A 25,017-nucleotide genomic window follows, 5' to 3' on the forward strand; every position below is an offset into this window, starting at 1 on the left:
ATACGTCGGTATTGCGAGCATCGCATTTTGCAAAACCGACGCAGCTATGCGCCCGAGAATTATATTTATATCAGTGCCTTCGTGTAGGGATGTGTGTTGTGCCAATGCTCGGCAATATCGATGCGGCGCGTGATCCAGACCTTGTCATGCGACTGCACGTAATCAAGAAAACGTGCCAGCGCGGCAACGCGGCCGGGTCGCCCTATCAGGCGACAATGCAGGCCTACCGACAGCATCTTCGGCTGATTCAAGCCTTGCGGATCGCCCTCTGCGTACAGCACATCGAAAGCGTCTTTCAGGTAGCTAAAAAACTGTTCGCCAGAGTTAAAACCCTGCATGGCGGCAAAACGCATGTCGTTTGTGTCTAAGGTATATGGCACCACCAGATGCGGCACCACGCTGTCTTTGCCATCACGCTTAATCGCCACTTCTTGCCAGAATGGCAGATCGTCACCGTAATAGTCGGCGTCATAGCGAAAGCCGCCATGCTCGACCACCAGCTTGCGGGTATTCGGCGAATCGCGCCCGGTGTACCAGCCGACGGGGGCGGCACCGGTCAAGTCTTTGATGATCTGCACCGCTTCGACCATGTGGGCGCGTTCTGTCGCTTCGTCCATATGCTGGTAGCTGATCCAGCGCAGCGCGTGGCAGGCGATTTCGTGGCCAAGCTGCTGGAATGCGGCCACCGCTTCCGGATTGCGTCGCAGCCCCATAGCGACGCCGAACACGGTGAGTGGCAGTTTGCGTTGTTCAAACAGGCGCAACAGGCGCCACAGGCCAGCGCGTGAGCCATATTCGTAAATCGATTCCATGCTCATGTGACGCATCTCGAAGGCTTGCGCACCGATAATCTCGGACAAAAACGTCTCGGAAGCCTTGTCACCGTGCAAGACGCAATTTTCGCTGCCTTCTTCGTAATTGAGGACAAATTGCAGCGCGACTCTGGCGCCATTCGGCCATTGCGCATGCGGTGGCGTGCGGCCGTAGCCTATCAAGTCCCGCGGGTAATTTTGGTAAGTATCGTTCACGCTAGGCCTGAAATTGAGGGGTTAGTCGATGTTGGCTATGATGACCAAGATCGCAGCGTTCAGGCGCTTGCCGGCGACATGGTTTGTATATGCTCGATAATATATGGATCGCTTGTTGGCGGTATATGATTTGATTGATACACATTTTCGACATGGCGATATAGGAGAACACTATGGGTAAGCTCAGCACACACGTATTGGATATCACAAAAGGACAAGCTGGAGTCGGTGTCCAGGTAGAGTTGTATGCAGTCGAGGCCGGTGGCAAGCGGTTATTAAAAACCGAGCACACCAACCACGATGGGCGCTGCAATGCGCCTCTGCTGGAAGGCGCCGACCTGAAGGCAGGCCTGTATGAACTGGTGTTTGCGGCGGGAGATTATTTTGATGCGCAGGGCCTGGATTTGCCCAGCCCTAAATTTATTGACCGCGTCACGCTGGCATTCGGAATTGCCGACGTAACGCAAAACTACCACGTGCCGCTAGTCGTTTCACCTTGGGCGTATTCGACTTATCGCGGCAGTTAATTTGTTTATTTTCCGATCAAGGCCTTGGCCGCAGCCATGATTTGCTCGCGCAACCATTTGTGCTCGGGTGCGTGGTGTACGCGCTCGTGCCAGAGCTGATAAAAACGCAAGGGCGGGAATTTAATTGGTACCGTAAAAGTTTTGAGCTGCAGACTTTTTTCATAATAGCGCATGTATTGTTTACCTGTGGTCAGCACCAGATCGGTATTGGTCAGCATGTAAGGCATCAGGCCGAAATAGGCAGACTCGACCACGACATTGCGGCGCAAATGCTGACGCTCCAGATGCGCGTCTATCACCCCATGATAGCCCGACAGCATCTGCGATGGCGCCACATGCGGCAGGCTCAAGTAATCCTCCAGCGTCATGGCATCAAAAGCGGTGCGCTTGGCGTAGGGGCTGTCGGCGCGCATGGCGCAGATGATAGGGTCCTCAAACAACTTGGATAAATGCAGATGCTGTGGTGGCTCATCCCAGTTGGCGATCACCAGATCAAGGTCGCCGTCGGACAGTTGACGAATGTAATCAACCTCGGCCCCCAGACCGTGGATCACGATGCGGCTTTTCGGCGATTCACGTCGAAAACGCTCTACCACATTCGGTAAAAACTGGATGTCGAGCGAATCCGGAGCGGCGATATGAAAGGTGCGACTCTCCTGTTGCGAGGCAAAGGGTAGTTTACGCTCGAACAATAATTCTGTTTCGTCGAGTATCCGTTTGGCCGGCTTCATCAGGCTTTCGCCATGCGGCGTCGGTACCATGCCACGACCGCCGCGCACCAGCAACTGATCGCCGGTGAGGTCGCGCAATTTGCGCAGCGAAGCCGAAATCGATGGCTGCGGCTGATTCAACTTTAGCGCAACGCGCGAGACGTTTCTTTCACTCAATAACAAGTAAAGTATGCGTATCAAATGCAAGTCTAGGTGGTTGGGTAAATTAGCCATGGACGTAACCATATATTGAAAAATGTATTTTTAATATACGCCAATTTCAATGAAAAAAGCTAGGATTAGCTTTATCTTGTTTAGACTTCGCAGAAATCCGTGCCTGCCTCAAAAACACCGCGGATTTCACTAATACCAAGACAACAGAGGCAGACCTGCGGTTATTGTGTATAGGAAGTTTTTCGGTCGCAGCGGAGCTTTTTACTTTCATAAAAAAGTTCGCGACTATTATGGGACAAGATCCCTCTCGTCTGGAGAGCCCGCGGTGGCAGACGAGCTTCAAACATGAGAGAAAAACATGGAAGCTTTTTTGTCGGAATTTTTACTTGCTTATGGCACTGAATGGCTCAACTTAATCGTGCGATGGCTGCATCTGATCACCGGCATCGCCTGGATCGGCGCCTCGTTTTATTTTGTGTGGTTAGACAACAACATCCGGCCACCGAAACCCGGTTCCGAACTGGCAAAAAAAGGTGTCTCCGGCGAACTCTGGGCCGTGCATGGTGGCGGCTTTTACAATCCACAAAAATACCTGGTAGCACCGCAAGAATTGCCGGAAGAACTGCACTGGTTTAAATGGGAAGCTTACTGGACCTGGATCTCCGGCTTCTCGCTGCTGTTCATCGTCTATTACTTCAATGCTTCGGCCATGATGATCGATAAATCGGTAGCGGATTTAACTAGCTGGCAGGCGATAGGCATAGGCCTGGGCACGCTGATTGCAGGCTGGACCTTCTACGATTTATTGTGCCGTTCACCGCTAGGCAAACGCGAAGGCTGGATGGGTATCATCATGTTCGGCTTCATCGTGGCAGTCGCATTTATCTTGTCAAAATGGCTCAGCGGGCGCGCTGCCTACATCCACGTCGGTGCCATGATAGGCACCATGATGGTAGGCAATGTCTTAATGCTGATCATCCCTGGCCAACGCAAGCTGGTGGAAGCGATGCAAGCAGGTAAATCACCTGATCCTATTCACGGCCAAAAAGCCAAGCAGCGTAGCGTGCACAATAATTACTTCACTTTGCCGGTGCTGTTCATCATGATCAGCAACCATTATGCAATGACGTATAGCAATACCTACAACTGGCTGGTATTGGCCGGCATTATTGCCGCCGGCGTACTGATACGGCATTTTTTCAACTTGCGCCACAAGGGCATCACTAACTGGGCCTACCCGACCGCCGGCGTCGTCCTGTTGCTGACAGTCGCCATTGCGATTGCCCCTAAGCCACCAGTGAAAATGCTCGCAGTTGAAGGCGCTACGGTAGCCGATTTTGCCAAAGTACAGGCGGTGATCAATCAACGCTGTATCAGCTGTCACTCGGCACAACCTAGCCAGCCTGGATTTGCCGCAGCGCCGGCCGGCATCATGTTGCACACGCCGGAACTGATACACCAAAATGCCGCCAAAATGTATCAGCAGTCAGTGGTACTGAAGGCCATGCCTATCGCCAACCTGACCCAGATCACCGACGACGAGCGCGCCCTGATCGGCGCCTGGTATGAAGCCGGTGCGAAATAATTCAACACTTTTATTGAGAACAATATGAATAATTACGAACAAACCGACGCCTGGATAGACGCCCACTTTGACGAACAAGTGCGGTTTTTGCAGGAACTGATACGTGTGCCTACCGACACACCACCTGGCAATAATACGCCGCACGCTGAGCGCACCGCAGAACTGTTGCAAGGCTTTGGGCTAGAAGTCGAAAAATACGCGGTACCGGAAGTTGAAGTGCGCGCCGCTGGTCTGGAAACCATCACCAATCTGGTGGTGCGCCGCAAATACGGCCCGGGCAAAACGGTACTCCTGAATGCGCACGGCGACGTGGTGCCGCCGGGCGATGGCTGGACTAAACAACCGTATGGCGGCGAGATAGAAAACGGCCAGATTTATGGCCGCGCTGCCGCCGTCAGTAAATGCGATTTTTCTACCTTTACCTTCGCGCTGCGGGCGCTGGAAGCGGTCGCCAAACCGCAAGCGGGCAGCGTTGAATTGCTGTTCACGTACGATGAAGAATTTGGCGGCGAAGTCGGCCCGGCCTGGCTGCTGAAAAAAAATATCATCAAGCCCGACCTGATGATTGCGGCCGGATTTTCTTATCAGGTCGTCACCGCACACAATGGCTGTCTGCAAATGGAAGTGACAGTACACGGCAAGATGGCGCATGCGGCAATCCCCGAATCAGGCGTCGATGCACTGCAAGGCGCGACCCTGATTATGAATGCTCTGTATGCGCAAAATATCCTGTACAAGAATATAAGCTCAGAAGTCGAGGGCATTAACCACCCGTATTTGAATATAGGGACGATAGAAGGCGGTACCAATACCAACGTGATCCCGGGTCGCGTCACCTTCAAACTGGATAGACGCATGATCCCGGAAGAAAATCCGGCCGCCGTCGAGGCCACGTTGCGCCAGGTGATTGCCGACGCGGCCGCCAGCATGCCTGGCATCAGTGTCGAGATCAAGCGTATCTTGCTGGCGAATGCCTTGCGCCCGCTGCCCGGCAACGCACCACTGGTGAAAGCGATACAGAAACACGGTGAACAAGTATTCGGCGAAAAAATCCCGGCGCTCGGTACCCCGCTATACACCGACGTGCGGCTGTTTTGCGAAGCTGGCATTCCCGGCGTGATTTACGGCGCTGGCCCGCGCACGGTACTGGAATCGCATGCCAAGCGCGCTGACGAACGTTTGAATCTAGAAGATCTGCGCCGCGCCACCAAGGTGATCGCCCGTAGTTTGCAGGATTTACTGGTGGCCTAACTAGCAATTGGCATGATCCGGGTGTATAAATTTGTATACTCGGGCCTTTTGCAATAGCGGCCTAAACATGGAGAAAACACTATGCCATTCATACGCACCGCAGTAAAAAAGGGCATCAGCCCTTTACAGAAAAAGCGCATCGCAGACGGTATCCATCAAGCCCTGGTGGAGAGCATCAATATGCCCGAGGATGAATTTTTCAATTTAATCTCAGAGTACGAGCCGGATAATTTTTTTTATAATCGTTCATTTAACGGTGTCGCACGCTCCGAAAATTTGGTCGTGGTAGAAATCACCATGCGTCGTGGCCGTAGCGATGCCATGAAAAAAATGTTGTACCAAAAAATTGCAAAAAATCTGGAAATGCAGGCCGAAGTGTCACCCAAAGATGTATTCATTTTTACCCACGAAAATGACTACTCCGATTGGTCGGTTGGCAATGGCCAGTTTGCCATGGCGCTAGTTCAGCAACGCGGCACCGATACCTGATTTGCGATCTGGTTGACGCCCTTATCTGAATAAAAAATCCCCGCTCAGTTTGCGGGGATTTTTTCTTTCTACCACCGGGTCTTGATGTACAAAACGGATAGCCAGCAGCATACGAACACCGGCTTAGCTATCTTCCCAGCGCTATACCTTGTATTCGCGTCACAAGGTCCAGGTCTTGTTACTTTGCGCCAAGATAAACGCTAGACATGGGGCGAACTGGCCGCGCACGTAAATATATAAAAATAGGAGACGATGATGATGATGTTATTTAGTGGTGCTGCACAGCGCTTAACGCGCCTTTGCTGTGGCGTTGCTGGCTTGCAGATTGTTCTGCAATTTTTCTTATGTTTTCTGCCAGCCGCCCCCGCGGCAGCCAGCGAAAATGGCAAAATCATTTACGTCAGACCGGTGCCGCAAAACGATGATCCCTATTTGCAGCAAGGCAGTAATGGCATCAAGCAGGCGGCGATCATGTACCAACTACAAGCCAGCACGCTGGAAAGCCAGGCTAACCGCGCAGGCCGCCAGCAACAGCTCGATAACGCCGTCAAGCAAGGTGCCAAGATAGTGGTGATGATAGGCTATGAATTTAAAGAACTGCTCGAGACCAGCGCCCGCGCCGCACCGCAGGTACATTTTATAATTCTGGAGCAATGCATCCCTAATCCTCCGGCCAACCTGACTTGCATCACATTCCGGGATGCGGAAGTCAACTATCTGGCCGGCATGGAAGCGGCCATGATCTCGGCCAATGCCCACATAGGCATCATAGGCGCCGTGAAAACGCCTTTAAAACAAAAGAGCAGCGAGGCATTTTATGCCGGTGCGCGTGCCGTCAATCCGGCCATCACATTACACAATATCGTCTGGATAGAAGGCAGCCAGCCGTTTAACGATGCGGCTCGCGCCGAGACTTTGGCAAAAAACATGCTGGCCGACGGTGTCGATGTTATCTATACGGCCGCCGGCGGCAGCAATAACGGCGTCTTCAAGGCCTTGTCTGGCCAGACCAAGGCGCGCGCGATCGGCAACTATGTCAATCAATGCCCACTGGCACCGGGGCGGATACTCGACAATATCCAAATCCATGGCGATACCGCGATCTTTCTGGCCGTCGGTGCGATACTCAAAGGTTCCGCTGCGACCAAGATAGATTACGGGTTGAAAGAAGGCGCCGTATCGCTGACCGGCATAGGCACCGATGCTGCCTTTTCTGAATGCGAGATCCTGCGCCAGCGCCCGGTCTTGCAAAAATTACGCGAGGCCAGCAACGCCATTATCCGTGGCAAGTTGAAAATAGAATGAGGCGAGCTCTGGGGAAAAAAAAGCACGTGGGAAATTTGATTTAAAATCCGGCATACTAGTCTGAGGTTTGATCAGCAAAAAATCCCCGTCACCGGCCCTGGCTGGCAAGGTTGGCGACACCCTGATGCGGAAATGGATAAAAATGATACTCTACCCACAAGCATTAGCGGTAAGGCCGGCGAACTGGATATGCCTCTCGCTATTATCCTTGCTCAGTTTCAGCAAGCCACTCCTGGCCGACAATGAGACCTTGGTCTTCGCCGCACTGACGGCACAAAATCCCCCGATTGCCATATTTTCAGGCGAGAAACTGACTGCCGGTATCGTCAAAGATCTGGGTGAAGCAATTGCCCTGCGCCTGCAGCGCAAGGCGGTTTTCCTGCCGTTGTCGCGCAACCGTTTGGTGACGGCATTAAAAAGCGGTCAGGTAGACGGAATCTGCTATTCACGCCCGGAATGGCTGGGCCTGCCCTTGCACTGGACAGCAGGCATCATTCCCAATTCCGAGCTCTTGCTGAGGCACGGAAAAAGTGTCGCCCCATTCAAAATTAGCGACGCCGCCGGCGCTACCATAGGCACCGTATTGAGCTTTCGTTATCCGGAACTCGACACCGGCGTGGCCGGAAACTATACGCGTGACGATGCCCCTAGCATGGGGGCGAATATCCGAAAATTCATTGCTGGCAGATTTCAGTATGCGATGATCGACCGTTTAAGCTTGAACTATGCGGCACGACTCCATCCCGAACTCAATCAGGCGGCAAGCCTGAGTCTGTCGACATTTGTCGGCGCTTGCGGTTTCTCATTGAAAAGCACGATACCGTTTAATGAAGTGGAGCGGGCGGTGAAATCCTTGCTGGACGATGGCACCGTCAAGAAAATTCTTGCGCACTATGAGCAAGATTAAAGGCGGAACAATGCTAAGTTTCCGGCTCACTCCAGAGCTTACCGCCAGTCGCCCAATTTTCGCGTTTCAATTCGTGAATGATGATATCGACCGATTCCGGCGTCGCGTCTAGCGTCTGGCAGGTGACTTCGGTGAGCGCTTTGACAAAGGCGCGCTTTTGTTCTGCGCTGCGCCCTTCAAACAATTGCACGTTAATGGTAGGCATAGTTCGTTCCGATTAAATTAGCTACAGAATTAGTTGGTATAGGTCGCGTTGATGTGATCTAGCTGGCGTAGCAGCGCCGGCCATTCCAGCTCACCCTCAGGGGCAGCGTTACCGATCAGTTGCAGATAGGTCTGGCGGCAAATTTCTGGCGTGGGAACAGTCAGCGGGCCACCGCCCGCCTGGGCTTTTAGCTGTATCTCGCAGGCTTTATCCAGCGTATCCATCAGCACATAGGCTTCGGCAACGCTGCGTCCGCACACCAGCGTGCCGTGATTGCGCAGCAGCATGGCAGGCTGTGTACCCAGCGCGGCAAGCAGGTGTGACTGCTCTTCTGGCGCTAAGGCCACGCCGGCGTAATCGTGATACGCCAGCTGCTCAAAAAAACGTAAGGCGTGCTGTGAAATGGGCAGCAGACCTTGCTGCTGGATGCCAACCGCCACCCCGTTGGTATTGTGCAGGTGCATGACGCAGACCGCATCTGGTCTTGCGCCATGCACTGCCGCATGAATTGCAAAGCCGGTGAGGTTGATCCTATATTGTCGGTGACCGATGATGTTGCCAGCCAGATCGACCTTCACCAGATTCGAGGCGCAAATCTCATCGAAGCGATAGCCGAAGGGATTTATGAGGAAATGCCCGGGCTGGCCCGGGACTGCGGCCGAAATATGGGTATAGATCAAGTCGTCCCAGCCCTTCAGGGCGCACAAACGATAACAGGCAGCCAGGTCCACCCGCACCTGCCATTCGGCGTCGCTCATGCTGCCGGACGCGGCGATTGTGGCACCGCCATGCGTGAAGATATTCTTTGGCATAGTCATGGTAAAAATCCTTGCGTGAAGAAATGTATCAGGGTGTTTAAGAATTCAAAAGGGAACTTCTAAAAAACCTTTAATCGGGATGCAGCGCAAGGCGCAAACCGGAGCAATACGTCGGTATTGCGAGGATTTGCAACGCCGCGATGCGCCCGAGTATGGGGTTTTTAGAAGTTCCAAAAGATGCTAGGCGCAATATCCATGCGCATCTCCAGACCTTATTGGCTGGAAACCCGCATGGATATTGCGCAAATATTTTTAAAATTCTTAAAATACCGGTCTATGACTAGCGTCAGGTGCATGGCGCTGATGGACTAGCTTACCGGCCGCGTAGGTGGCCGCCACGCTGCGGTCGTCACCCAGCAAGGCCAGGGCAAACAGCAATTCTTCCAGGCTCTCGGTGCGTGCCGTGCGTCGTGCCAGCAAGGGCGTGGCCTGCAGATCGAGCACGATGAAATCGGCTTCAGCGCCGGCGACAAAATTACCTATCGTGCCTTCCAGCTGCATGCTGCGTGCGCCGCCTAAAGTCGCCATGTAAAACATACGCAAGGCGGGTAAAAAACTGCCGCCAAGACGTGCCACCTTATACGCTTCATTCATGGTTTGCAGCATCGAGAACGAGGTACCACCGCCGACATCGGTAGCCAGCGATAGTGGTACTTGCAAGGCATCGGCACGCTCAAAATCAAACAAGCCGCTGCCCAAGAACAGGTTCGAGGTCGGGCAAAACGATACCGCCGATTGGGTCTCTGCCATGCGCCTGCGGTCGGCATCGTCGAGCCAGATGCAGTGGGCGTACATGGCACGCGGCCGCAACATGCCGTAGTGATCGTACACATCCATATAGCTGCGCGCCTTTGGGAACAGCGATTTGACCCAGGCCACTTCATCGGTATTTTCGGCCACGTGCGTTTGCAGGTAAGTGTCGGGATAGGCGCGCGCCAATTCACCGGCGAGTTGTATTTGCGCCTCGCTCGAGGTTGGGGCAAAACGCGGCGTAATCGCATACAGCTGGCGGCCGCGCTGATGCCACTTTTTGATCAGCTGTTCGCTTTCCAGGATACCGCTCTCGGCCGTGTCGCGTAAAAATTCGGGGCAATTTCTATCCATCAAGACTTTACCGGCCACCATGCGCAGATTGCGCGCCTCGCTTTCAGTGAAGAAAGCTTCGACCGATTCCGGATGCACGGTGCAATACACCATAGCGGTAGTGGTGCCACAGCGCAGCAATTCATCCAGAAAAAAACTGGCCACTTCTTGCGCATGCGCAGAGTCGGAAAATTTGCGCTCGGTAGGGAAAGTGTAAGTCTCCAGCCACGGCAACAGGCCAGGTGCCGGCGAGGCGATCATGTCGGTTTGCGGATAATGAATGTGGGTATCGATGAAGCCGGGCATGATGATTTTGCCGCGATAATCGTGCACATCCAGACCTTCTGGCAAGCTGTTTTTCAATTGGGCATAATCGCCAGCGGCCACGACCTTGCCGTCCTGGATGATCAGCAAGCCGTCTTCATGCCAGGCATGCGCGTTTTGGTGAAACGCCGGATCATTCGTGAAGTGCAGCAGACTGGCGCGGTAGACTCCACTGTTGTTGGAATTGGTGAGGGCCATGTGGCGCTTCCTTAAATACAAATAATATTGATGGCTAGGGCGGGTGAAACCCGCGCTGATGTAGGGCAAAGCAGCGCGGCTTGCACCCGCTCTACGATATGCAATCCAGGTGCTACGGCGCATCTGCATTGCGCGCCGTAGCCAGCTAGTGGCATTCGTCTAGGACATCCTGCCGGCTGACTGCTCGACTCATCTGCGCTAGCGCGTCACCAAGTTCTTGCTGTCTTTCCTGCTCTATCGCTTCCCACACTTGCAGCAACTGTGCGGCGACTGCGACCGCGATAACCGCCGGTTGCTTGCCGCGGATGCCGGGCAGGCCTATCGGGCAAACCATATCGTCCAGACGCGGGGCCGGGATGCCGCGTTCGCGCAAGCGCCGTTCAAACTGCACGCGCTTGGTTTGCGAGCCTATCAGGCCGAACCAGCTAAAATCGCTGCGGCGCAAAATATGTTCCGACAGTGTTTGATCGAGTGCATGGCTATGCGTCAACACCAGAAACGATACTCCGGCGGGCGCAGTGGCGATCAGCGCTTCCGGCGTGTCGGTCGCTTCTATCCTAACATTGGCCGGCAATAGCGCCGGGAACATGTCTTCTCTTTCATCGATCCAGGTAACTTGGCACGGCAACTCAGCCAGCGCCCGCACGATGGCGGCACCGACATGGCCAGCACCAAACAGCATCAGATGCGGTTTATAGGCCAGACAGTCGTCCACCAGCCAGCGCTGCCCGGCATGATCTTGTATCACCTGACAAGCGGGCCTGTGCTTCACTAGCGATGTTAGCTGTGCCGGCAAATCCGGCCCGAGTAAACGCGTGCTGGCAGTATCGCATAGCGTCGCCGCGCTAACCTGATCGAGACAGACAAAGCGCCGGCTGTCTTGCCCTAGCCGCCAGCGCTGATGCAAGCAGCTCAAATATGCCAGCGCATCCTGTTCTATCCGTTCAAACGCCAGATGCACAACGCCGCCGCAGCATTGGCCCAGGCTAGGCCCGAGCGGAAAACGCTCCAGCCTGCGCTCAGCCGCCAGTGCGCCGGCCGGCAGCACCAGCATCTGACGCGCGATTTCGATGGCGCGCATTTCCAGATGGCCGCCGCCTATCGTGTCGAAACTCTGACTAGCCGTCACCAGCATTTTTGCACCCGGCTCACGCGGGCCGGAGCCAAGCACCTGCGCTACCGTCACCAGTATCTTGGGGCCGGTTTGTGCCGCCAGTGCAGTGAGCCAGTGATTCATCGCGTCCTCACTCTATCAAGCGGCGTTAGCCATAGCGCTGACCGCATCCACAGCACGCAAAATCGTTTCGCTGGTGGCAGGCGCATTTAGCGGCGGATTAAACTGGTAGCTGGCTACACTGGCCACGGCATCGCGGATCGCAAAAAACACCGAGAACGGCAACAGCAAAGGTGGCTCACCGACCGCTTTCGAGCGATGGATGCTGTCCTGCACATTGCGGTTGGTAAATAACTTAACGCGAAAGTCTTCCGGGCAATCTGAGATCGCCGGGATCTTGTAGGTGGAGGGCGCGTGCGTCATCAGCTTGCCGCCCGGATTCCACCACAGTTCTTCGGTGGTCAGCCAGCCCATGCCTTGTATGAAAGCGCCTTCGACCTGGCCGATATCGATGGCCGGATTCAGTGACTGGCCGGCATCGTACAGGGCATCGGCGCGCAGCAGTTTCCACTCGCCGGTCAGGGTATCGACGATCACTTCCGAGACCGAGGCGCCGTAGGCAAAATACGAGAAAGGATTGCCGCTCATGGTCTTCGGGTCCCAGTGCAGGCCGGGCGTAGCGTAGAAGCCATCCGACCACAGCTGTACACGCGACAGGTAGGCTTTGTTCACCATTTTTTCGAAGGCAATCGCATGGTTATTCACATGAATCAGGCCATCGGCAAAGATGACTGATGCGACATCGCCGCCGTAAGTCTTGACGGCAAACTCGGCCAGGCGTTGGCGTATTGTATGTGCGGCATCCTGTGCGGCCTTGCCATTTAAGTCGGCACCGGTAGAAGCGGCGGTGGCCGAGGTGTTGGCAACCTTGCTGGTATCGGTCGCGGTGGCGCGCACCATTTTTAAAGGGATGCCAAGTTCATGCGCAACCACCTGACACACCTTGGTATTGATACCCTGGCCCATTTCGGTGCCGCCATGATTCACCAGTACCGAACCGTCGGTGTAAACATGCACCAGCGCGCCGGCCTGATTGAAATGGGTGACATTAAACGCAATACCGAATTTAAGCGGGGTCAGCGCCAGGCCTTTTTTCAGGACCGGACTGCTCGCGTTAAACGCTATAGCTGCAGCGCGCCTTGCACGATATTCACTGCTGGCTTCTAACTCCGCCACCAGTTCATGGATCACGTTATCCACGACTTTCTGGCCATATTGGGTGACGTTGCGACCTTCGGCCTCGTTGCGTCCGTAGAAATTGATCTTGCGGATATCCAGTGCATCTTGCCCCAGATTTCGCGCGATCTCGTCGATGATGTATTCAATCGCGATCGCGCCTTGCGGCCCGCCGAAACCGCGGAAAGCCGTATTCGACTGGGTATTGGTCTTGCCGCACATGGCGATGATGTCGACATCGGCCAGATAATAGGTATTGTCGAAATGACAGACCGCACGGGTCGCCACTGGTGCCGATAGGTCTGCCGAAAAACCGGCGCGCGTGACCATCTCAACCTTGGCGGCGACGATGAGGCCGGTATCGTCATAACCGCATTCATATTCGTAATGGAAACAATGGCGCTTGCCGGTGACCAGCATGTCATCGTCACGGTCGGCGCGCAGTTTCACCGGACGCTTGAGGTGCGAAGCGGAAATTGCCGCCAGTGCCGCCCATAACGCCGATTGCGATTCCTTGCCGCCGAAACCGCCGCCCATGCGCCGACATTCGACTACGATATTATGCGAATGGACATTTAATGCATGCGCGACAACGTGTTGCATTTCGGTCGGATGCTGGGTCGAGCAATACACCAGCATGCCATTGTCTTCTTTCGGGATGGCGTAAGAAATCTGGCCTTCCAGATAGAACTGCTCTTGTCCGCCTACATACAGTTCACCCTTGACGCGGTGCGCTGATTTTTCAAAAGCCTGTTGCGCGTCGCCGCGTTGCAGGCGCATAGGCGGGATCACGAAAGACTGGGCTTTCTTAGCTTCTTGCGGCGTCAAAATCGCCGGCAGTTCTTGGTAACTGATATCGGCCTTACGGGCGGCGCGACGCGCGTTGTCGTGGCTGTCGGCCACCACCACAAAAATCGGCTGGCCGACATATTCGACCAGACCTTCCGACAAAATCGGGTCGTCGTGAACAATGGGGCCGCAATCATTGGTACCGGGGATGTCTTTGGCGGTATACACGGCGACCACGCCGCGCGAACTTTTGACCGCATCCAGATTCATGGCCAGGATATGTGCGTGCGCCTTGGACGATAAGCCCAACGCGGCGTGCAGCGTGCCCTGTACTTCTGGGATATCGTCGGTATACGTCGCTTCGCCCAGCACGTGCAATACGGCTGATTCGTGCGGCCGCGCTAGTCCGACTTCAGTCCAGCTCGAAGGCGCAACCGGCAGTTCTGCCATAAAGGTTTCAGTTTGTTTATTCATAGATTGGTCTCCGTCCTTAAGCGTTGGCGTATGCACTGACGGATTGCAGCGATAACGGGGCATCGGTACGGGTTTCCAGCCAAAAACGACGTAATAGATTTTGCGCCGTTTTCATGCGATATTCGCTTGATGCGCGCATGTCGCTCAGGGGGCTGTAATCTTGTGCCAACATCGCCATCGCGTTTTGTAAATTTGTCTCATTCCAGAGCTGGCCATTTAAGGCGGCCTCGGCTTGCGGCGCTCGTTTTGAGGTCGCTGCCATACCGCCATACGCGATGTGCGCATCGCGCACGATATCGCCAGCCAGCGTAATCGCATAAGCGGCGCACACTGCCGAAATATCCTGATCGTAACGTTTCGCCAGCTTATAGGTGCGAAAATGGACATTCGCGCGTGGCAGCGGTATCCGCACTGCCGCTACGAATTCGCCGGGCTGCATGTCCTTCTTCATGTAATCGAGATAGAAATCTTCCAGCAAGAGTACACGCTGGCCATTGACACCGCACAAGACGATTTCGGCACCTAAGGCGATCATCCAGGGTGCCGAATCGCCGATAGGCGAGCCGTTGGCGACACTGCCGCCGAGCGTGCCGGTATTCCTGATAGGCTGCGAGGCGAAGCGCTGCCACATTTCGGTCAATTCATCCGGGTATTGGCGGCAAACGGCGGCATAGGCGTCGTTCAGATTTACGCCGGCACCGATTTCCAGCATGCCATTCGTTTCCGTGATGGTTTTGAGTTCCGCCACTTCGCGTACATAAATAATGTCGCCCAGATCGCGCATCTGCTTGGTGACCCACAGTCCTACGTCAGTAGAACCGGACAGGATGCAAGCGGTCGGCTTGGCGGCGCGGATAGCCACCAATTGCTCTAAGGTACGCGGGGCATAAAAAGTTTGTTCACCGTGCTGATACACGAACATCTCGCTGCGCTGCAAGGCTTGTAAGGAGCTCGTCAGCGCGGCCTGGTCAAATTTCACTTCAGGCAATTCGCCCATGCGTTTGGCGGCATCGATAATCGGACGGTAACCGGTGCAGCGGCACAGATTGCCGGACAGGGTTTCGTCGATTTCCTTGCGACAGGGCGCCGCACTTTCTCCATCTTTTTTAAGATACAGACTCCACAGCGACATGGCAAAACCGGGCGTGCAAAAACCGCATTGCGAACCATGACATTCGACCAGCGCTTGCTGCACCGGATGCATGGCACCGTCGGGTTGTTTCAGGTCTTCGACGGTAAATAAGGCCTTGCCGTCCAGCGTAGGCATGAACTGGATGCAGGAATTCACCGATTTCATCTCGACCTTGCCATCCTTCATCTCGGCGATGACGACGGTACAGGCACCGCAGTCGCCCTCGGCGCACCCTTCTTTGGTGCCGGTGCAATGACGGTCTTCGCGCAAATGTTGCAATATGGTTTGCGTCGTTGCGATATCATCGACCGTCTGGACCTGGCCTTGAAAATAAAAACGTATGGGGTTTGACATAGGTGCTCCGCTGTAAATTTCTTGTGTACCGAGATTAGCATTCGCGGCCCTCACTACTATATTCAGAATATGATGTTTATTATCTGCGAAATCAAATAAAATAAAGCATTGCTTGCCAGCGTACTGAACTTGCACCGTCGTTTGATGACGCAGCTCTATTCCACAGTTCAGCTTACAGCCCATGCTATCAGTATAGGTAGTTTTAAAAAAAAGCGCCCATCTTGCAAAGATGAACGCTTTTTTACGCCAAGGCCAGCACAGGCCAGTATTTAGAAATGTGCTTCGAGTTGCAGGAAGGGTGCAGAAACATGGCCGGCTTTATTCCCCGCGCTTAAAGATTCATCATTACCGAATTTATTGTTCCAGTAGCGGTATCCCACGCCCGCATAAAAAGTATCTTTTTTACCGCCCAAGCTACCGACATCGAACATCACCAGCGCATCGAGCAAAGTCTCGGTCGTGGTTTCCATCCCGGCAGCTTTGCCGTTACCTTTAGGACCGGTGACAACCAGCAAGCCCTTAAAATTGGCAGGGATACCCGCGTGAAACGGCACGCCCCAAACCACATTGAGCTGCGCGGCCATATCGAAATCTTGTTTGCCACCGTCAAATTTGCTGTTGTTAGTCTCTTTGTACGCTTGCAGACCGACGTTCAGAAAACCGGCAGGTAGTGCGAATTGCAGAGTAGGCCCAAACACAAACGCCAGCGGCTGAGCGGCATTTGCATTATTTTTTGCCCCTGCATTAAATCCGGCAGTCAAAGCGATCTCCTTGATAGGGCCAAATTTCATGCTACTGCCAGTCACTGCGCCGAGGTTTAGGTTGTGGCGGTAAATAGCAAATACTTCCTGGGCACCTGCAGTACTGCCGTTCGCCGGGTCATTACTATCCGATTTCAGGATGTCAACGTTGAAGTAATTGCTGCCGTACTTATAGCCGCTGATATGTTCCAGCGAGACGATATTCTTGGCGACGTCTACCTTATTACCTGCCGCATCCGTAATGAAGCCGCTTTCTTTCGCGATGTAGCGATAGTTAATAGAAGTGTCGCTCCAGTCAGAAGCCTGGGCGGCGCTGCCGCTAATCATGGCGATGGCCAGACAAAGGTGTTTTACAGCACTGATATTTTGGGACAAATTTCGGGACATTAAGTGACTCCTTGTGGTTGATTTTTTATGACTAATAGTCTGCTGAAGTATGTTAACAATCACGCTTCTGGCCTGCGATATTGAGGAATACTCGCTATATGTGCAAACGTATAATTTTGACCGGAATAGCGTTTCAATTAAGGCTCTTCAGCCAATTTTATAGACACGAATTTGTTACCGAAAATTTAGAGAGAAAAATATTCTGACTTTTTTGTCATCAGCTTGTCATACATATTTTCTATACTTCGCCGCATGCCAGCATAACATTGCGTGTTGGCAACTTATTTTTAAATGGTGCTGCTGCACTCTGTTGTCAACTACCTTGGAAAAATCGAAACATGTCAGATCATCCTCAAATCGGCCGTCGCCAAGCGCTTAAATTTCTCGCTGGTGCTCCCTTGCTTCCACTAGGCTCACTGTCCATGGCCTCGATGTTGTCCGCTTGCGGCGGAGGAAGTACTGCGGCGGAAGTCGCTCCTGCAGTCAGCTTTGTGTCGGCATCATTTAGCTCTATGGCGGCACCGTCATTGGCGAATGCAGCAGCAATGGCAACCACCACGGTAGGCTCGACGCTGAGCGTGACTATGAGTGACAAGAGCGTGAAAGATTACAAGCTGGCATATCAACCTTTTTTCATCACCGGTGACATGGTGGCCGACGGTGCTGGCGGTAAAGTACTGGCTGGCGCTTACTACGACATCAATAACAAAGCCATCATGGACAATTCCGTGGTCGGCAAAGAACGTCAGATTTTTTCTGATTCGCCTGATGGTACGTCCCTGTTGTCAGTCGCTAATCCTACCGTCGCTGGCATCAAAGGCAAAGCAGTATTCGCCGTCGTGCAATTTGAATACACTACTCGTAATCTGTCGGGCGCCGACATGTACGGTCAACTGCCTTCGCCTATCGCGGTCCTGACCCTGGATCAAGATCAGACGACTGGTAAGCTCAGCCTGGTCAAATACCATAATGTCGACACCTCTAAAGTGCATGGCCTGTGGATTACTTGCGGTTCTAGCTTATCACCATGGGGCACCCATTTGTCGTCCGAGGAATACGAACCGGATGCACCATTTGCCAGTACCGATGCGCAATTCAAGGCGTATAGCAAAAACACTTTTGGCAGTGAGACTGCGGCCAATCCTTACCACTATGGTCATCTGCCAGAAGTGACGGTCAATCCTGACGGCACCGGTAGCATCAAGAAGCATTACTGCATGGGCCGCATCTCGCATGAACTAGTGCAAGTGATGCCGGACAACCGCACCGTACTGATGGGCGATGACGCCACCAACAGTGGTTTGTTTATGTTTGTTGCCGATACCGAAAAAGATCTGTCGGCAGGTACCTTGTACGTGGCAAAAATCGGTGCTGGTTTCTCCATCGATCCTGCGGCTGCCGGTGCCAAATTAACATGGATCAATCTCGGCCACGCGACCAGCGCCGAAATTGAAAACATGGCAAATACTTTGAAACCATCAGACATCATGGCGGTCTCTAAAACTGACCCGCTCGATGCTAGCTATACCAAAATATTTACTGGCGGCAAAGCCAACTGGATCAAGGTCATGCCGGGTATGGAAAAAGCCGCCGCCTTCCTGGAAACTCATCGCTATGCCTATCTGGCTGGCGGCAGCATGGGCTTCACCAAAATGGAAGGCACTACCGTCAATATCAAAGATAAAGTCGCTTACTCCGCCTTGCAAAACATGGTTGATTCCATGGTCAAAGGCAATGCCAAAGGCTGGAACGAGCAAAGCGGCATCGCTCTCGACAAGGCGCTGGTAGCTGGTGGCGTCATGGCACATAGTCTGGGTGGCGCACAAAGCGACACCAAAGGTGCTGCGATCAAGAGTGAATGGGTACCGATGCAAACTAAGGCCTTGCTGGTCGGTGAAGATATCGCGGCGGATGCACTAGGCAATCTGGCCAATCCAGACAAGATAGGCAATCCAGACAATCTGAAGTTTTCGGAAAAATTGCGCACCCTGTTTATCGGCGAAGACAGCGGTTACCACGTGAATAATTTCTTGTGGGCTTACAATATCGACACGAAAGTTTTGTCACGTCTGATGTCTATGCCATCCGGTGGCGAAGCGACCGGTTTGCATGTCGTCGATGACCTCAACGGCTGGACTTACATCATGAGTAATTTCCAACATCCTGGCGACTGGAGTTCTTCATTGCACAGTAAAGTACAAGCGACTTTGGATCCTTTGGTGCGAGCCAATTACAAGGACAGATTCGGTGCCGCAGTCGGTTACCTGACCGCAGACGCAACTAGTCTGAAACTGAGCAAGGGCTAAGCAAAATTAAGCTGGGATTTAACTACCCAGCTTTTCTGTGACGGTATAAAAAGGAGGATCCGGGCACGCGCCCCGATCCTCCTTTTTTTTGTTTATGCGCCGATCGCAGAATAGATCGCCAGATAATGATAGGGCTTGCCCTGAGTATCGAGTAAGGGAACGATGCTGCAGTCCAGAGGGCCTGTACTGCCGTCTTTCAGTCTTGCCTGCAGTTCGCCGTGCCAGGTCTGCCCTTGCTGCAAAATTCGCCATATATCGTGCAGGAAGACTTGCCTTTGCGCTTCAATCAATAAATCTAAATAGTCCATTCCGATCAACTCCTGCCGCGTGTAATGCGAGCAAGTACAGAACTTATCGTTCACATAGACTAATTTTCCGTGCTCATCGGCGATCGATATAGGTGCATGCCTATCCAGACCTGCGCGCAGTTCTTTGATTTTTGCCATTGCCAGTTGTAATGCAAAATGGCTTTGCGTGGCATTCTGTAGGCTGTCGTAAGCGCGCAAAGAAGAAATTACCGTGGTAAACAGTTTTTGCGTGGTCAAATCACTCTTAGTACGGTAATCATTAATGTCGTAATCAACGATCACGCTTTGCTCCAGCGCCAGGCCGGATTGGCCGGTACGTAACACTATCCGCACCAACTGATTGTTCAGTTCGCCGCGAATCTGGCGCGCCAATAACAGACCGGCGTTCTCAGTCTCCATTACAACATCTAACAGCACCAAGGCCACCTCCGGCGTATCGCGCAGAATATGTAAACCTTCTTTAGCACTGTAGGCATGTAAAAAATTCAGAGGACGATTTTTAAAAGTTGCATTGCGCAGAGAAAACTTGGTCACTACATGGACATCGACGTCATCATCGACGATCAGCACGCGCCAGGGCAGCATTTCCGGTGATTGTTCAGCACTATGCTCTGGCACATCGTCATCGATTAACCATTCATCTTGAGTGGCATCAATCTGAGGATCAGAATTCATGTTTACTCCTGATAGGGGGGACTTAAGACCGCATACAGCGAGACGATTTTTTAAAAATCATATTGACAACTTCAGCTACTGCCGTACCGCCTGAGTCTGAGTCCAAGGAATTTTTTTTAGTATACGCCATACTCAAGCGGTCTACCTAAAGACTATCGTGACAGACAATTTACGTATCCGAAGTAAGAAAAATAGTCCGCAAGAAAAAGCCCCGCCATCGGACGATGGAGGGGCTTTTTTTCAGCACAACAATGCTGTCAGCTTAATCGCAAATGTTTACTTCACAGTTGCGGCAGCGGCGGTGTAATCTTGAACTTGATCAAAATTAAGGTATTGATAAATCTTGTCACTAGCACCGGTCAACACCTGCATGTCACTCATGTACTCCGCTTTAGTCGGGATACGACCCAATTTGGAGCAAATTGCCGCCAGTTCAGCACTACCGAGGTAAACATTGCTGTTTTTACCCAGACGGTTAGGGAAGTTGCGGGTCGAGGTGGAGAACACAGTTGCACCCTCTTTCACTTGTGCCTGGTTACCCATGCACAGGCTACAACCCGGCATTTCCATACGCGCGCCAGCCGAACCCAAGACACCGTAATGGCCTTCCTCGGTCAACTGCTTCGCGTCCATCTTGGTTGGCGGTGCCATCCACAATTTGACCGGGATATCGCGCTTGTTTTCGAGCAACTTAGAGGCTGCGCGGAAGTGACCGATATTGGTCATGCAGGAACCGATAAACACTTCATCAATCGCGGCACCCGCCACGTCGGACAAAGTCTTGACGTCATCAGGATCATTAGGGCAGGCCACGATAGGCTCGTGAATATCGGCCAGATCGATTTCGATCACGGCGGCGTATTCGGCATCTGCATCACCCTTAAGCAATTGCGGATTGGCCAGCCATGCTTCCATCGCAGCAATACGACGTTTGATGGTACGCACATCAGAGTAACCCTCAGCGATCATCCATTTCAACATAGTGATGTTGCTGTTGATGTATTCGATGATAGGTTCTTTGTTCAGATGCACGGTGCAACCACCAGCGCTACGCTCAGCAGAAGCATCAGAAAGTTCAAACGCTTGCTCTACCTTCAGATCTGGCAAACCTTCGATTTCCAGAATCCGACCGGAGAAAATGTTTTTCTTACCTTGCTTGGCAACAGTCAGCAAACCAGCCTTGATCGCGTACAAAGGGATCGCATTCACCAGGTCACGCAGAGTCACGCCAGCTTGCAGCTTGCCTTTGAAACGTACCAAGACGCTTTCCGGCATATCCAGAGGCATTACGCCAGTGGCGGCACCGAAAGCAACCAGACCAGAACCGGCCGGGAAGCTGATACCGATAGGGAAACGGGTGTGGCTATCGCCGCCAGTACCGACGGTATCCGGCAACAACATACGATTGAGCCAGCTATGGATAATGCCATCGCCCGGACGCAAAGGAATACCACCGCGGGTGCTCATAAAATCTGGCAACTCGTGGTGCATTTTGACGTCGACTGGTTTTGGATACGCTGCGGTGTGGCAGAACGATTGCATCACCAGATCGGCACTGAAACCTAAGCAAGCCAGATCTTTCAGCTCGTCACGGGTCATCGGGCCGGTAGTATCTTGCGAACCGACACTGGTCATCTTTGGTTCGCAATAAGTGCCTGGACGTACGCCCTGACCTTCAGGCAAGCCGCAAGCGCGACCTACCATTTTTTGCGCCAGCGTAAAGCCTTTTTTGGTATCCAAAGGATTTTGCGGCAAGCGGAACAGGGTGGAAACTGGCAGACCCAACGCTTCACGTGCTTTAGCAGTTAAGCCACGGCCGATGATCAAAGGAATACGGCCACCGGCACGTACTTCATCAAACAAGACTTCGCTCTTCACCTTGAATTCAGCGATAACTTTACCGTCTTTCAATGCCTGGCCGTCAAACGGACGCAGTTCGATGACGTCGCCCATGTTCATTTGGCTAACATCGAGTTCGATCGGCAAGGCACCGGAATCTTCCATGGTATTGTAGAAAATCGGAGCGATCTTGCTGCCCAGACAAACACCACCAAAACGCTTGTTTGGCACGAAAGGAATGTCTTCACCAGTAAACCACAGCACCGAATTGGTTGCTGATTTACGCGAAGAACCAGTACCGACGACGTCACCGACGTAAGCAACCAGGTTGCCCTTAGATTTGAGTTCGTCAAAAAACTTGACCGGACCGCGCTTGCCGTCTTCTTCAGGCACGATGCCAGGGCGTCCGTTTTTATGCATCGCCAAAGCGTGCATAGGGATATCAGGGCGGCTGAAAGCGTCTGGTGCAGGAGACAGGTCATCGGTGTTGATTTCGCCTTCGCATTTGAAGACGGTCAACATGATAGATTTTGCCACTTCAGGACGTGAAGTAAACCATTCGGCATCAGCCCAGCTTTGCAACACGGCTTTGGCCTGTGCATTACCTTGCTTGGCTTTTTCTTGTACGTCATGGAATTGATCAAACATCAGCAAGGTCTTTTTCAGACCTTCAGCCGCAGCACTTGCTACAGCGGTATCGTCGTTCAACAAATCGACCAGCGGGCTGATGTTGTAGCCGCCCAGCATGGTGCCGAGTAATTCTGTGGCTTTTTCGCGTGAGATCAGCGCGCATTTTTCGGTGCCATGAGCAACCGCGGCCAGATAGCTGGCCTTCACTTTGGCCGCATCATCGACACCAGCCGGGACGCGATGGGTGATCAGATAGAGCAGGGTATCTTCTTCGCCCAGCGGTGGGTTTTTGAGTAATTCAATTACTTCAGCAGTCTGTTTGGCAGACAGGGGCAAAGGTGGAATACCGAGGGCGGCGCGTTCGGCGACGTGGGCACGATAGGCTTGCAACATAATCAACTCCCTTTCAATGAACAAAAAATTTCTCTCCATCCTAAGCAAAATTTAAGGATGGACGTGCAAATCAGCATGCAAATTTACATGAGGTAACAAGACTTTTTGCCAGAAAAACTGACGGCGAATAAGGTTTACCTGCGGTTTAGGCATCGTCCCGATCCCATTAGTTTCAAAAAGACGAGGTATTTAACATGCTGGCTGACGGTAAGACCGACATTATCTCGTAATTACGCCCGTTTTTTAGGCAATTTCGAAAGAAAATTTTGCATCTCTGTTGTTTTGCCATGGCTAGCAACTAATCGGAGTGAAAATTTAGCGCTTAATCACAGATTAATCACAAATTTATCAGCGGCTAAACACCGATAAAACACCTCGCTTTGCAATGCTTAGCAAGGCGAAAAAACTTAAAACGCGCGGTAACTGATTCGCTACCTAGCTATTTTTTCAATCGCCATCCCTGTCGAACAGCCTGAGCGAGTGGCGAAACTGGGCGAATAACTATGTGCGTTATCGTACGGAAGTACCCTTTTTTATAATTGTACACTTGCAGCAAATGGAGCCAGGAATAATGAAATTTTCACTCTACAGTATCAATAACGCAAGTGCAGCATTAATGATCCAGCGGCAGTTACCGGGACGGCCGCGCGTATTCACTGCGAGTACCTTATGTTAAAAGCCATGAGCCGTCTTTGGTTGCGTAGTTTAGCCCGCGCAGGGCGGGCACAGCAGATCCAAGCCAGCAAATTACTCAAGAGCTTATTGACTAAGCCCAAAGCAAAAGCACAGGCCAAACCCAAGACCAAAATCAAAGCCAAGCCAAAATCCTCCGCAATACTGCGCAAACGCCCGAAAATCGCCAAGTCAGCGAGAGCAACGGCAGCTCTTCGCAATCTAGACGCGGATGCAATTTCAAGCTTGCCGTCGGGCATATGGCTCACGTCTTTTTATTCATCCTTAGCCGATAGCGCCATATTGCCGGTGCGGCGCATGACTTACTGCCTGTATCTTCCTGATCAATATTCCGCTCATGCTGCACGGCTTAACCAGAACAATCATGAGAATAAAACGCTGAGACCTTTAATCGTGATGTTACACGGCTGCGAACAATCGGCTACCGAGTTTGCGCTAGGCTCACGCATGAATCAGCTCGCCGGGAAAAAAGGAGTCGCGGTACTTTATCCGCAACAAGCTTTGCGTGCGCATCCGAACCGATGCTGGAAATGGTATGACGCGGCCACTCAGGAAGGCGGTGGTGACGTCCAGATGATCATAGGGATGATCAAAAAAATTACTCAAAAATACCCTATCGACACGACACGCATTTATCTCTGCGGTATCTCGGCGGGGGCTGCGATGGCCGATATTGTGGCGCTGAATCATCCTGATCTGTTTGCCGCGATAGGCTTGCATTCGGGACCGATGTTTGGTGCCGGGCATAGTAAGATCGGTGCTTACGGCGTCATGCAGCATGGAGCGAGCCACCGCGTGGGCGCTGCCATCACCGAAGTCTTGCACCGGACACCGGCGTTTCCGTCCATGCCGACGCTGCTGATCCAAGGAATGAGCGACACCATCGTGCGGCCTATCAACCAGAGCCAATTGATCCAACAAACTTTTTTACTAAATCGACTGACGGCCGATAGCGCCAGAGCCGTCGCCCGCCAGCCAGCCAGTGCCGCAGGCAGCCTTAAAGCGGCCAATGCCTACGAAGTTCATGATTTTTACCTGGGTAAGAAACTTCTACTAAGAAGCACCCAAATTGCCAGCCTGGGGCATGCGTGGAGCGGCGGCAACGCCAGCTTGCCGTTTAATTCGGCAAGCGGACCCGATGCCAGCAAAATGATGTTGGATTTTTTCTCCCTGCATAGTCGAATAAATACCTTGAATACTTAAGACCGCAAGCCAATAACAGTTACGCCGGTCTTCGCACGCTCAGGCGTGGAATCGCCGACACCACAAGCAGTTGCCTGAGCGTCGAAAAGAATGGGGAATTCCTATACTCCCCCAATTTT

At 52.7% G+C, this 25,017-nt stretch carries 19 protein-coding genes; 8 read left to right on the forward strand and 11 right to left on the reverse strand.

Annotated features, from left to right (window positions below):
* Window positions 1–65: 65 nt before the first annotated feature.
* Complete coding sequence (gene puuE, locus ACO0K8_RS10380; RefSeq protein ID WP_422946571.1) at window positions 66–1,028, reverse strand: allantoinase PuuE; 963 nt, start codon at window positions 1,026–1,028, stop codon at window positions 66–68.
* Window positions 1,029–1,201: 173 nt separating this feature from the next.
* Between puuE and uraH the strand changes: the two genes are divergently transcribed.
* Window positions 1,202–1,555, forward strand: a complete 354-nt coding sequence (uraH, locus tag ACO0K8_RS10385; protein ID WP_422946572.1) for a hydroxyisourate hydrolase — start codon at window positions 1,202–1,204, stop codon at window positions 1,553–1,555.
* 5 nt (window positions 1,556–1,560) lie between these two features.
* Here uraH and ACO0K8_RS10390 read toward each other — a convergent pair whose 3' ends face one another.
* Window positions 1,561–2,499, reverse strand: a complete 939-nt coding sequence (locus ACO0K8_RS10390; RefSeq protein ID WP_422946573.1) for a LysR family transcriptional regulator — start codon at window positions 2,497–2,499, stop codon at window positions 1,561–1,563.
* Between the two features lie 298 nt (window positions 2,500–2,797).
* On the opposite strand from ACO0K8_RS10390, the gene ACO0K8_RS10395 reads away from it, so the two are divergent.
* The 5 genes from ACO0K8_RS10395 (at window position 2,798) to ACO0K8_RS10415 (ending at window position 7,976) form a co-directional block, all read left to right on the forward strand.
* Window positions 2,798–4,024, forward strand: coding sequence for a urate hydroxylase PuuD (locus ACO0K8_RS10395; protein WP_422946574.1), 1,227 nt, complete (start codon window positions 2,798–2,800; stop codon window positions 4,022–4,024).
* 24 nt (window positions 4,025–4,048) lie between these two features.
* Entirely contained in the window at window positions 4,049–5,275 is a 1,227-nt protein-coding gene (locus ACO0K8_RS10400; protein ID WP_422946575.1) for a M20 family metallopeptidase, read from the forward strand.
* Window positions 5,276–5,356: 81 nt separating this feature from the next.
* Window positions 5,357–5,764, forward strand: a complete 408-nt coding sequence (locus ACO0K8_RS10405; protein WP_422946576.1) for a tautomerase family protein — start codon at window positions 5,357–5,359, stop codon at window positions 5,762–5,764.
* Between the two features lie 255 nt (window positions 5,765–6,019).
* Window positions 6,020–7,069 carry a BMP family ABC transporter substrate-binding protein gene (locus tag ACO0K8_RS10410; RefSeq protein WP_422946577.1) on the forward strand — a complete coding sequence of 350 codons (1,050 nt, stop codon included), beginning with the start codon at window positions 6,020–6,022 and terminating at the stop codon, window positions 7,067–7,069.
* A 67-nt stretch (window positions 7,070–7,136) separates the two neighbouring features.
* The gene (locus ACO0K8_RS10415; RefSeq protein WP_422946578.1) at window positions 7,137–7,976 is read left to right on the forward strand and encodes a substrate-binding periplasmic protein; all 840 of its coding nucleotides are present in this window, start codon (window positions 7,137–7,139) and stop codon (window positions 7,974–7,976) included.
* Between the two features lie 13 nt (window positions 7,977–7,989).
* Here the strand turns inward: ACO0K8_RS10415 and ACO0K8_RS10420 are convergent, their stop codons facing one another.
* From ACO0K8_RS10420 to ACO0K8_RS10450, 7 genes are all read right to left on the reverse strand, one after another.
* A complete protein-coding gene (locus ACO0K8_RS10420; protein WP_422946579.1) occupies window positions 7,990–8,181 on the reverse strand; it encodes a 4-oxalocrotonate tautomerase in 192 nt (63 codons plus the stop codon).
* A 29-nt stretch (window positions 8,182–8,210) separates the two neighbouring features.
* A complete protein-coding gene (locus tag ACO0K8_RS10425) occupies window positions 8,211–8,999 on the reverse strand; it encodes a class II aldolase/adducin family protein (RefSeq protein WP_422946580.1) in 789 nt (262 codons plus the stop codon).
* 261 nt (window positions 9,000–9,260) lie between these two features.
* On the reverse strand, window positions 9,261–10,604 hold the full coding sequence (guaD, locus tag ACO0K8_RS10430) for a guanine deaminase (protein WP_422946581.1): 1,344 nt from the start codon (window positions 10,602–10,604) through the stop codon (window positions 9,261–9,263).
* A 145-nt stretch (window positions 10,605–10,749) separates the two neighbouring features.
* Window positions 10,750–11,841 carry a xanthine dehydrogenase accessory protein XdhC gene (gene xdhC, locus ACO0K8_RS10435; RefSeq protein WP_422946582.1) on the reverse strand — a complete coding sequence of 364 codons (1,092 nt, stop codon included), beginning with the start codon at window positions 11,839–11,841 and terminating at the stop codon, window positions 10,750–10,752.
* A 15-nt stretch (window positions 11,842–11,856) separates the two neighbouring features.
* Window positions 11,857–14,217 (reverse strand): xanthine dehydrogenase molybdopterin binding subunit, encoded by a 2,361-nt coding sequence (gene xdhB / locus ACO0K8_RS10440; RefSeq protein WP_422946583.1) that lies wholly within the window; start codon window positions 14,215–14,217, stop codon window positions 11,857–11,859.
* Between the two features lie 16 nt (window positions 14,218–14,233).
* Complete coding sequence (gene xdhA, locus ACO0K8_RS10445; protein WP_422946584.1) at window positions 14,234–15,703, reverse strand: xanthine dehydrogenase small subunit; 1,470 nt, start codon at window positions 15,701–15,703, stop codon at window positions 14,234–14,236.
* 269 nt (window positions 15,704–15,972) lie between these two features.
* Window positions 15,973–16,851: an outer envelope protein gene (locus ACO0K8_RS10450; RefSeq protein ID WP_422946585.1), complete on the reverse strand. Its 879-nt coding sequence runs from the start codon at window positions 16,849–16,851 to the stop codon at window positions 15,973–15,975.
* Window positions 16,852–17,189: 338 nt separating this feature from the next.
* On the opposite strand from ACO0K8_RS10450, the gene ACO0K8_RS10455 reads away from it, so the two are divergent.
* Complete coding sequence (locus ACO0K8_RS10455) at window positions 17,190–19,157, forward strand: PhoX family protein (RefSeq protein ID WP_422946586.1); 1,968 nt, start codon at window positions 17,190–17,192, stop codon at window positions 19,155–19,157.
* 92 nt (window positions 19,158–19,249) lie between these two features.
* Here ACO0K8_RS10455 and ACO0K8_RS10460 read toward each other — a convergent pair whose 3' ends face one another.
* A complete protein-coding gene (locus ACO0K8_RS10460; RefSeq protein ID WP_422946587.1) occupies window positions 19,250–20,140 on the reverse strand; it encodes a PAS domain-containing protein in 891 nt (296 codons plus the stop codon).
* A gap of 276 nt (window positions 20,141–20,416) precedes the next feature.
* The gene (gene acnB, locus ACO0K8_RS10465) at window positions 20,417–23,002 is read right to left on the reverse strand and encodes a bifunctional aconitate hydratase 2/2-methylisocitrate dehydratase (RefSeq protein WP_422946588.1); all 2,586 of its coding nucleotides are present in this window, start codon (window positions 23,000–23,002) and stop codon (window positions 20,417–20,419) included.
* A gap of 681 nt (window positions 23,003–23,683) precedes the next feature.
* Here acnB and ACO0K8_RS10470 point away from each other — a divergent pair.
* Complete coding sequence (locus tag ACO0K8_RS10470; protein WP_422946589.1) at window positions 23,684–24,898, forward strand: alpha/beta hydrolase family esterase; 1,215 nt, start codon at window positions 23,684–23,686, stop codon at window positions 24,896–24,898.
* Window positions 24,899–25,017 lie beyond the last annotated feature (119 nt).

The organism is Undibacterium sp. Ren11W (genome assembly GCF_049340485.1).
Classification (GTDB): domain Bacteria; phylum Pseudomonadota; class Gammaproteobacteria; order Burkholderiales; family Burkholderiaceae_D; genus Undibacterium.

Bases quoted from the DNA above. Each gene is read 5' to 3' on its own strand.
- ACO0K8_RS10470 (WP_422946589.1), top strand. From the start codon at position 23,684: ATGAGCCGTCTTTGGTTGCGTAGTTTAGCCCGCGCAGGGCGGGCACAG.
- ACO0K8_RS10425 (WP_422946580.1), bottom strand. From the start codon at position 8,999: ATGACTATGCCAAAGAATATCTTCACGCATGGCGGTGCCACAATCGCC.
- ACO0K8_RS10455 (WP_422946586.1), top strand. From the start codon at position 17,190: ATGTCAGATCATCCTCAAATCGGCCGTCGCCAAGCGCTTAAATTTCTC.
- ACO0K8_RS10450 (WP_422946585.1), bottom strand. From the start codon at position 16,851: ATGTCCCGAAATTTGTCCCAAAATATCAGTGCTGTAAAACACCTTTGT.
- uraH (WP_422946572.1), top strand. From the start codon at position 1,202: ATGGGTAAGCTCAGCACACACGTATTGGATATCACAAAAGGACAAGCT.
- ACO0K8_RS10460 (WP_422946587.1), bottom strand. From the start codon at position 20,140: ATGAATTCTGATCCTCAGATTGATGCCACTCAAGATGAATGGTTAATC.
- ACO0K8_RS10405 (WP_422946576.1), top strand. From the start codon at position 5,357: ATGCCATTCATACGCACCGCAGTAAAAAAGGGCATCAGCCCTTTACAG.
- acnB (WP_422946588.1), bottom strand. From the start codon at position 23,002: ATGTTGCAAGCCTATCGTGCCCACGTCGCCGAACGCGCCGCCCTCGGT.
- xdhA (WP_422946584.1), bottom strand. From the start codon at position 15,703: ATGTCAAACCCCATACGTTTTTATTTTCAAGGCCAGGTCCAGACGGTC.
- ACO0K8_RS10400 (WP_422946575.1), top strand. From the start codon at position 4,049: ATGAATAATTACGAACAAACCGACGCCTGGATAGACGCCCACTTTGAC.
- ACO0K8_RS10420 (WP_422946579.1), bottom strand. From the start codon at position 8,181: ATGCCTACCATTAACGTGCAATTGTTTGAAGGGCGCAGCGCAGAACAA.
- ACO0K8_RS10395 (WP_422946574.1), top strand. From the start codon at position 2,798: ATGGAAGCTTTTTTGTCGGAATTTTTACTTGCTTATGGCACTGAATGG.
- xdhC (WP_422946582.1), bottom strand. From the start codon at position 11,841: ATGAATCACTGGCTCACTGCACTGGCGGCACAAACCGGCCCCAAGATA.
- ACO0K8_RS10410 (WP_422946577.1), top strand. From the start codon at position 6,020: ATGATGATGTTATTTAGTGGTGCTGCACAGCGCTTAACGCGCCTTTGC.
- guaD (WP_422946581.1), bottom strand. From the start codon at position 10,604: ATGGCCCTCACCAATTCCAACAACAGTGGAGTCTACCGCGCCAGTCTG.
- ACO0K8_RS10390 (WP_422946573.1), bottom strand. From the start codon at position 2,499: ATGGCTAATTTACCCAACCACCTAGACTTGCATTTGATACGCATACTT.
- xdhB (WP_422946583.1), bottom strand. From the start codon at position 14,217: ATGAATAAACAAACTGAAACCTTTATGGCAGAACTGCCGGTTGCGCCT.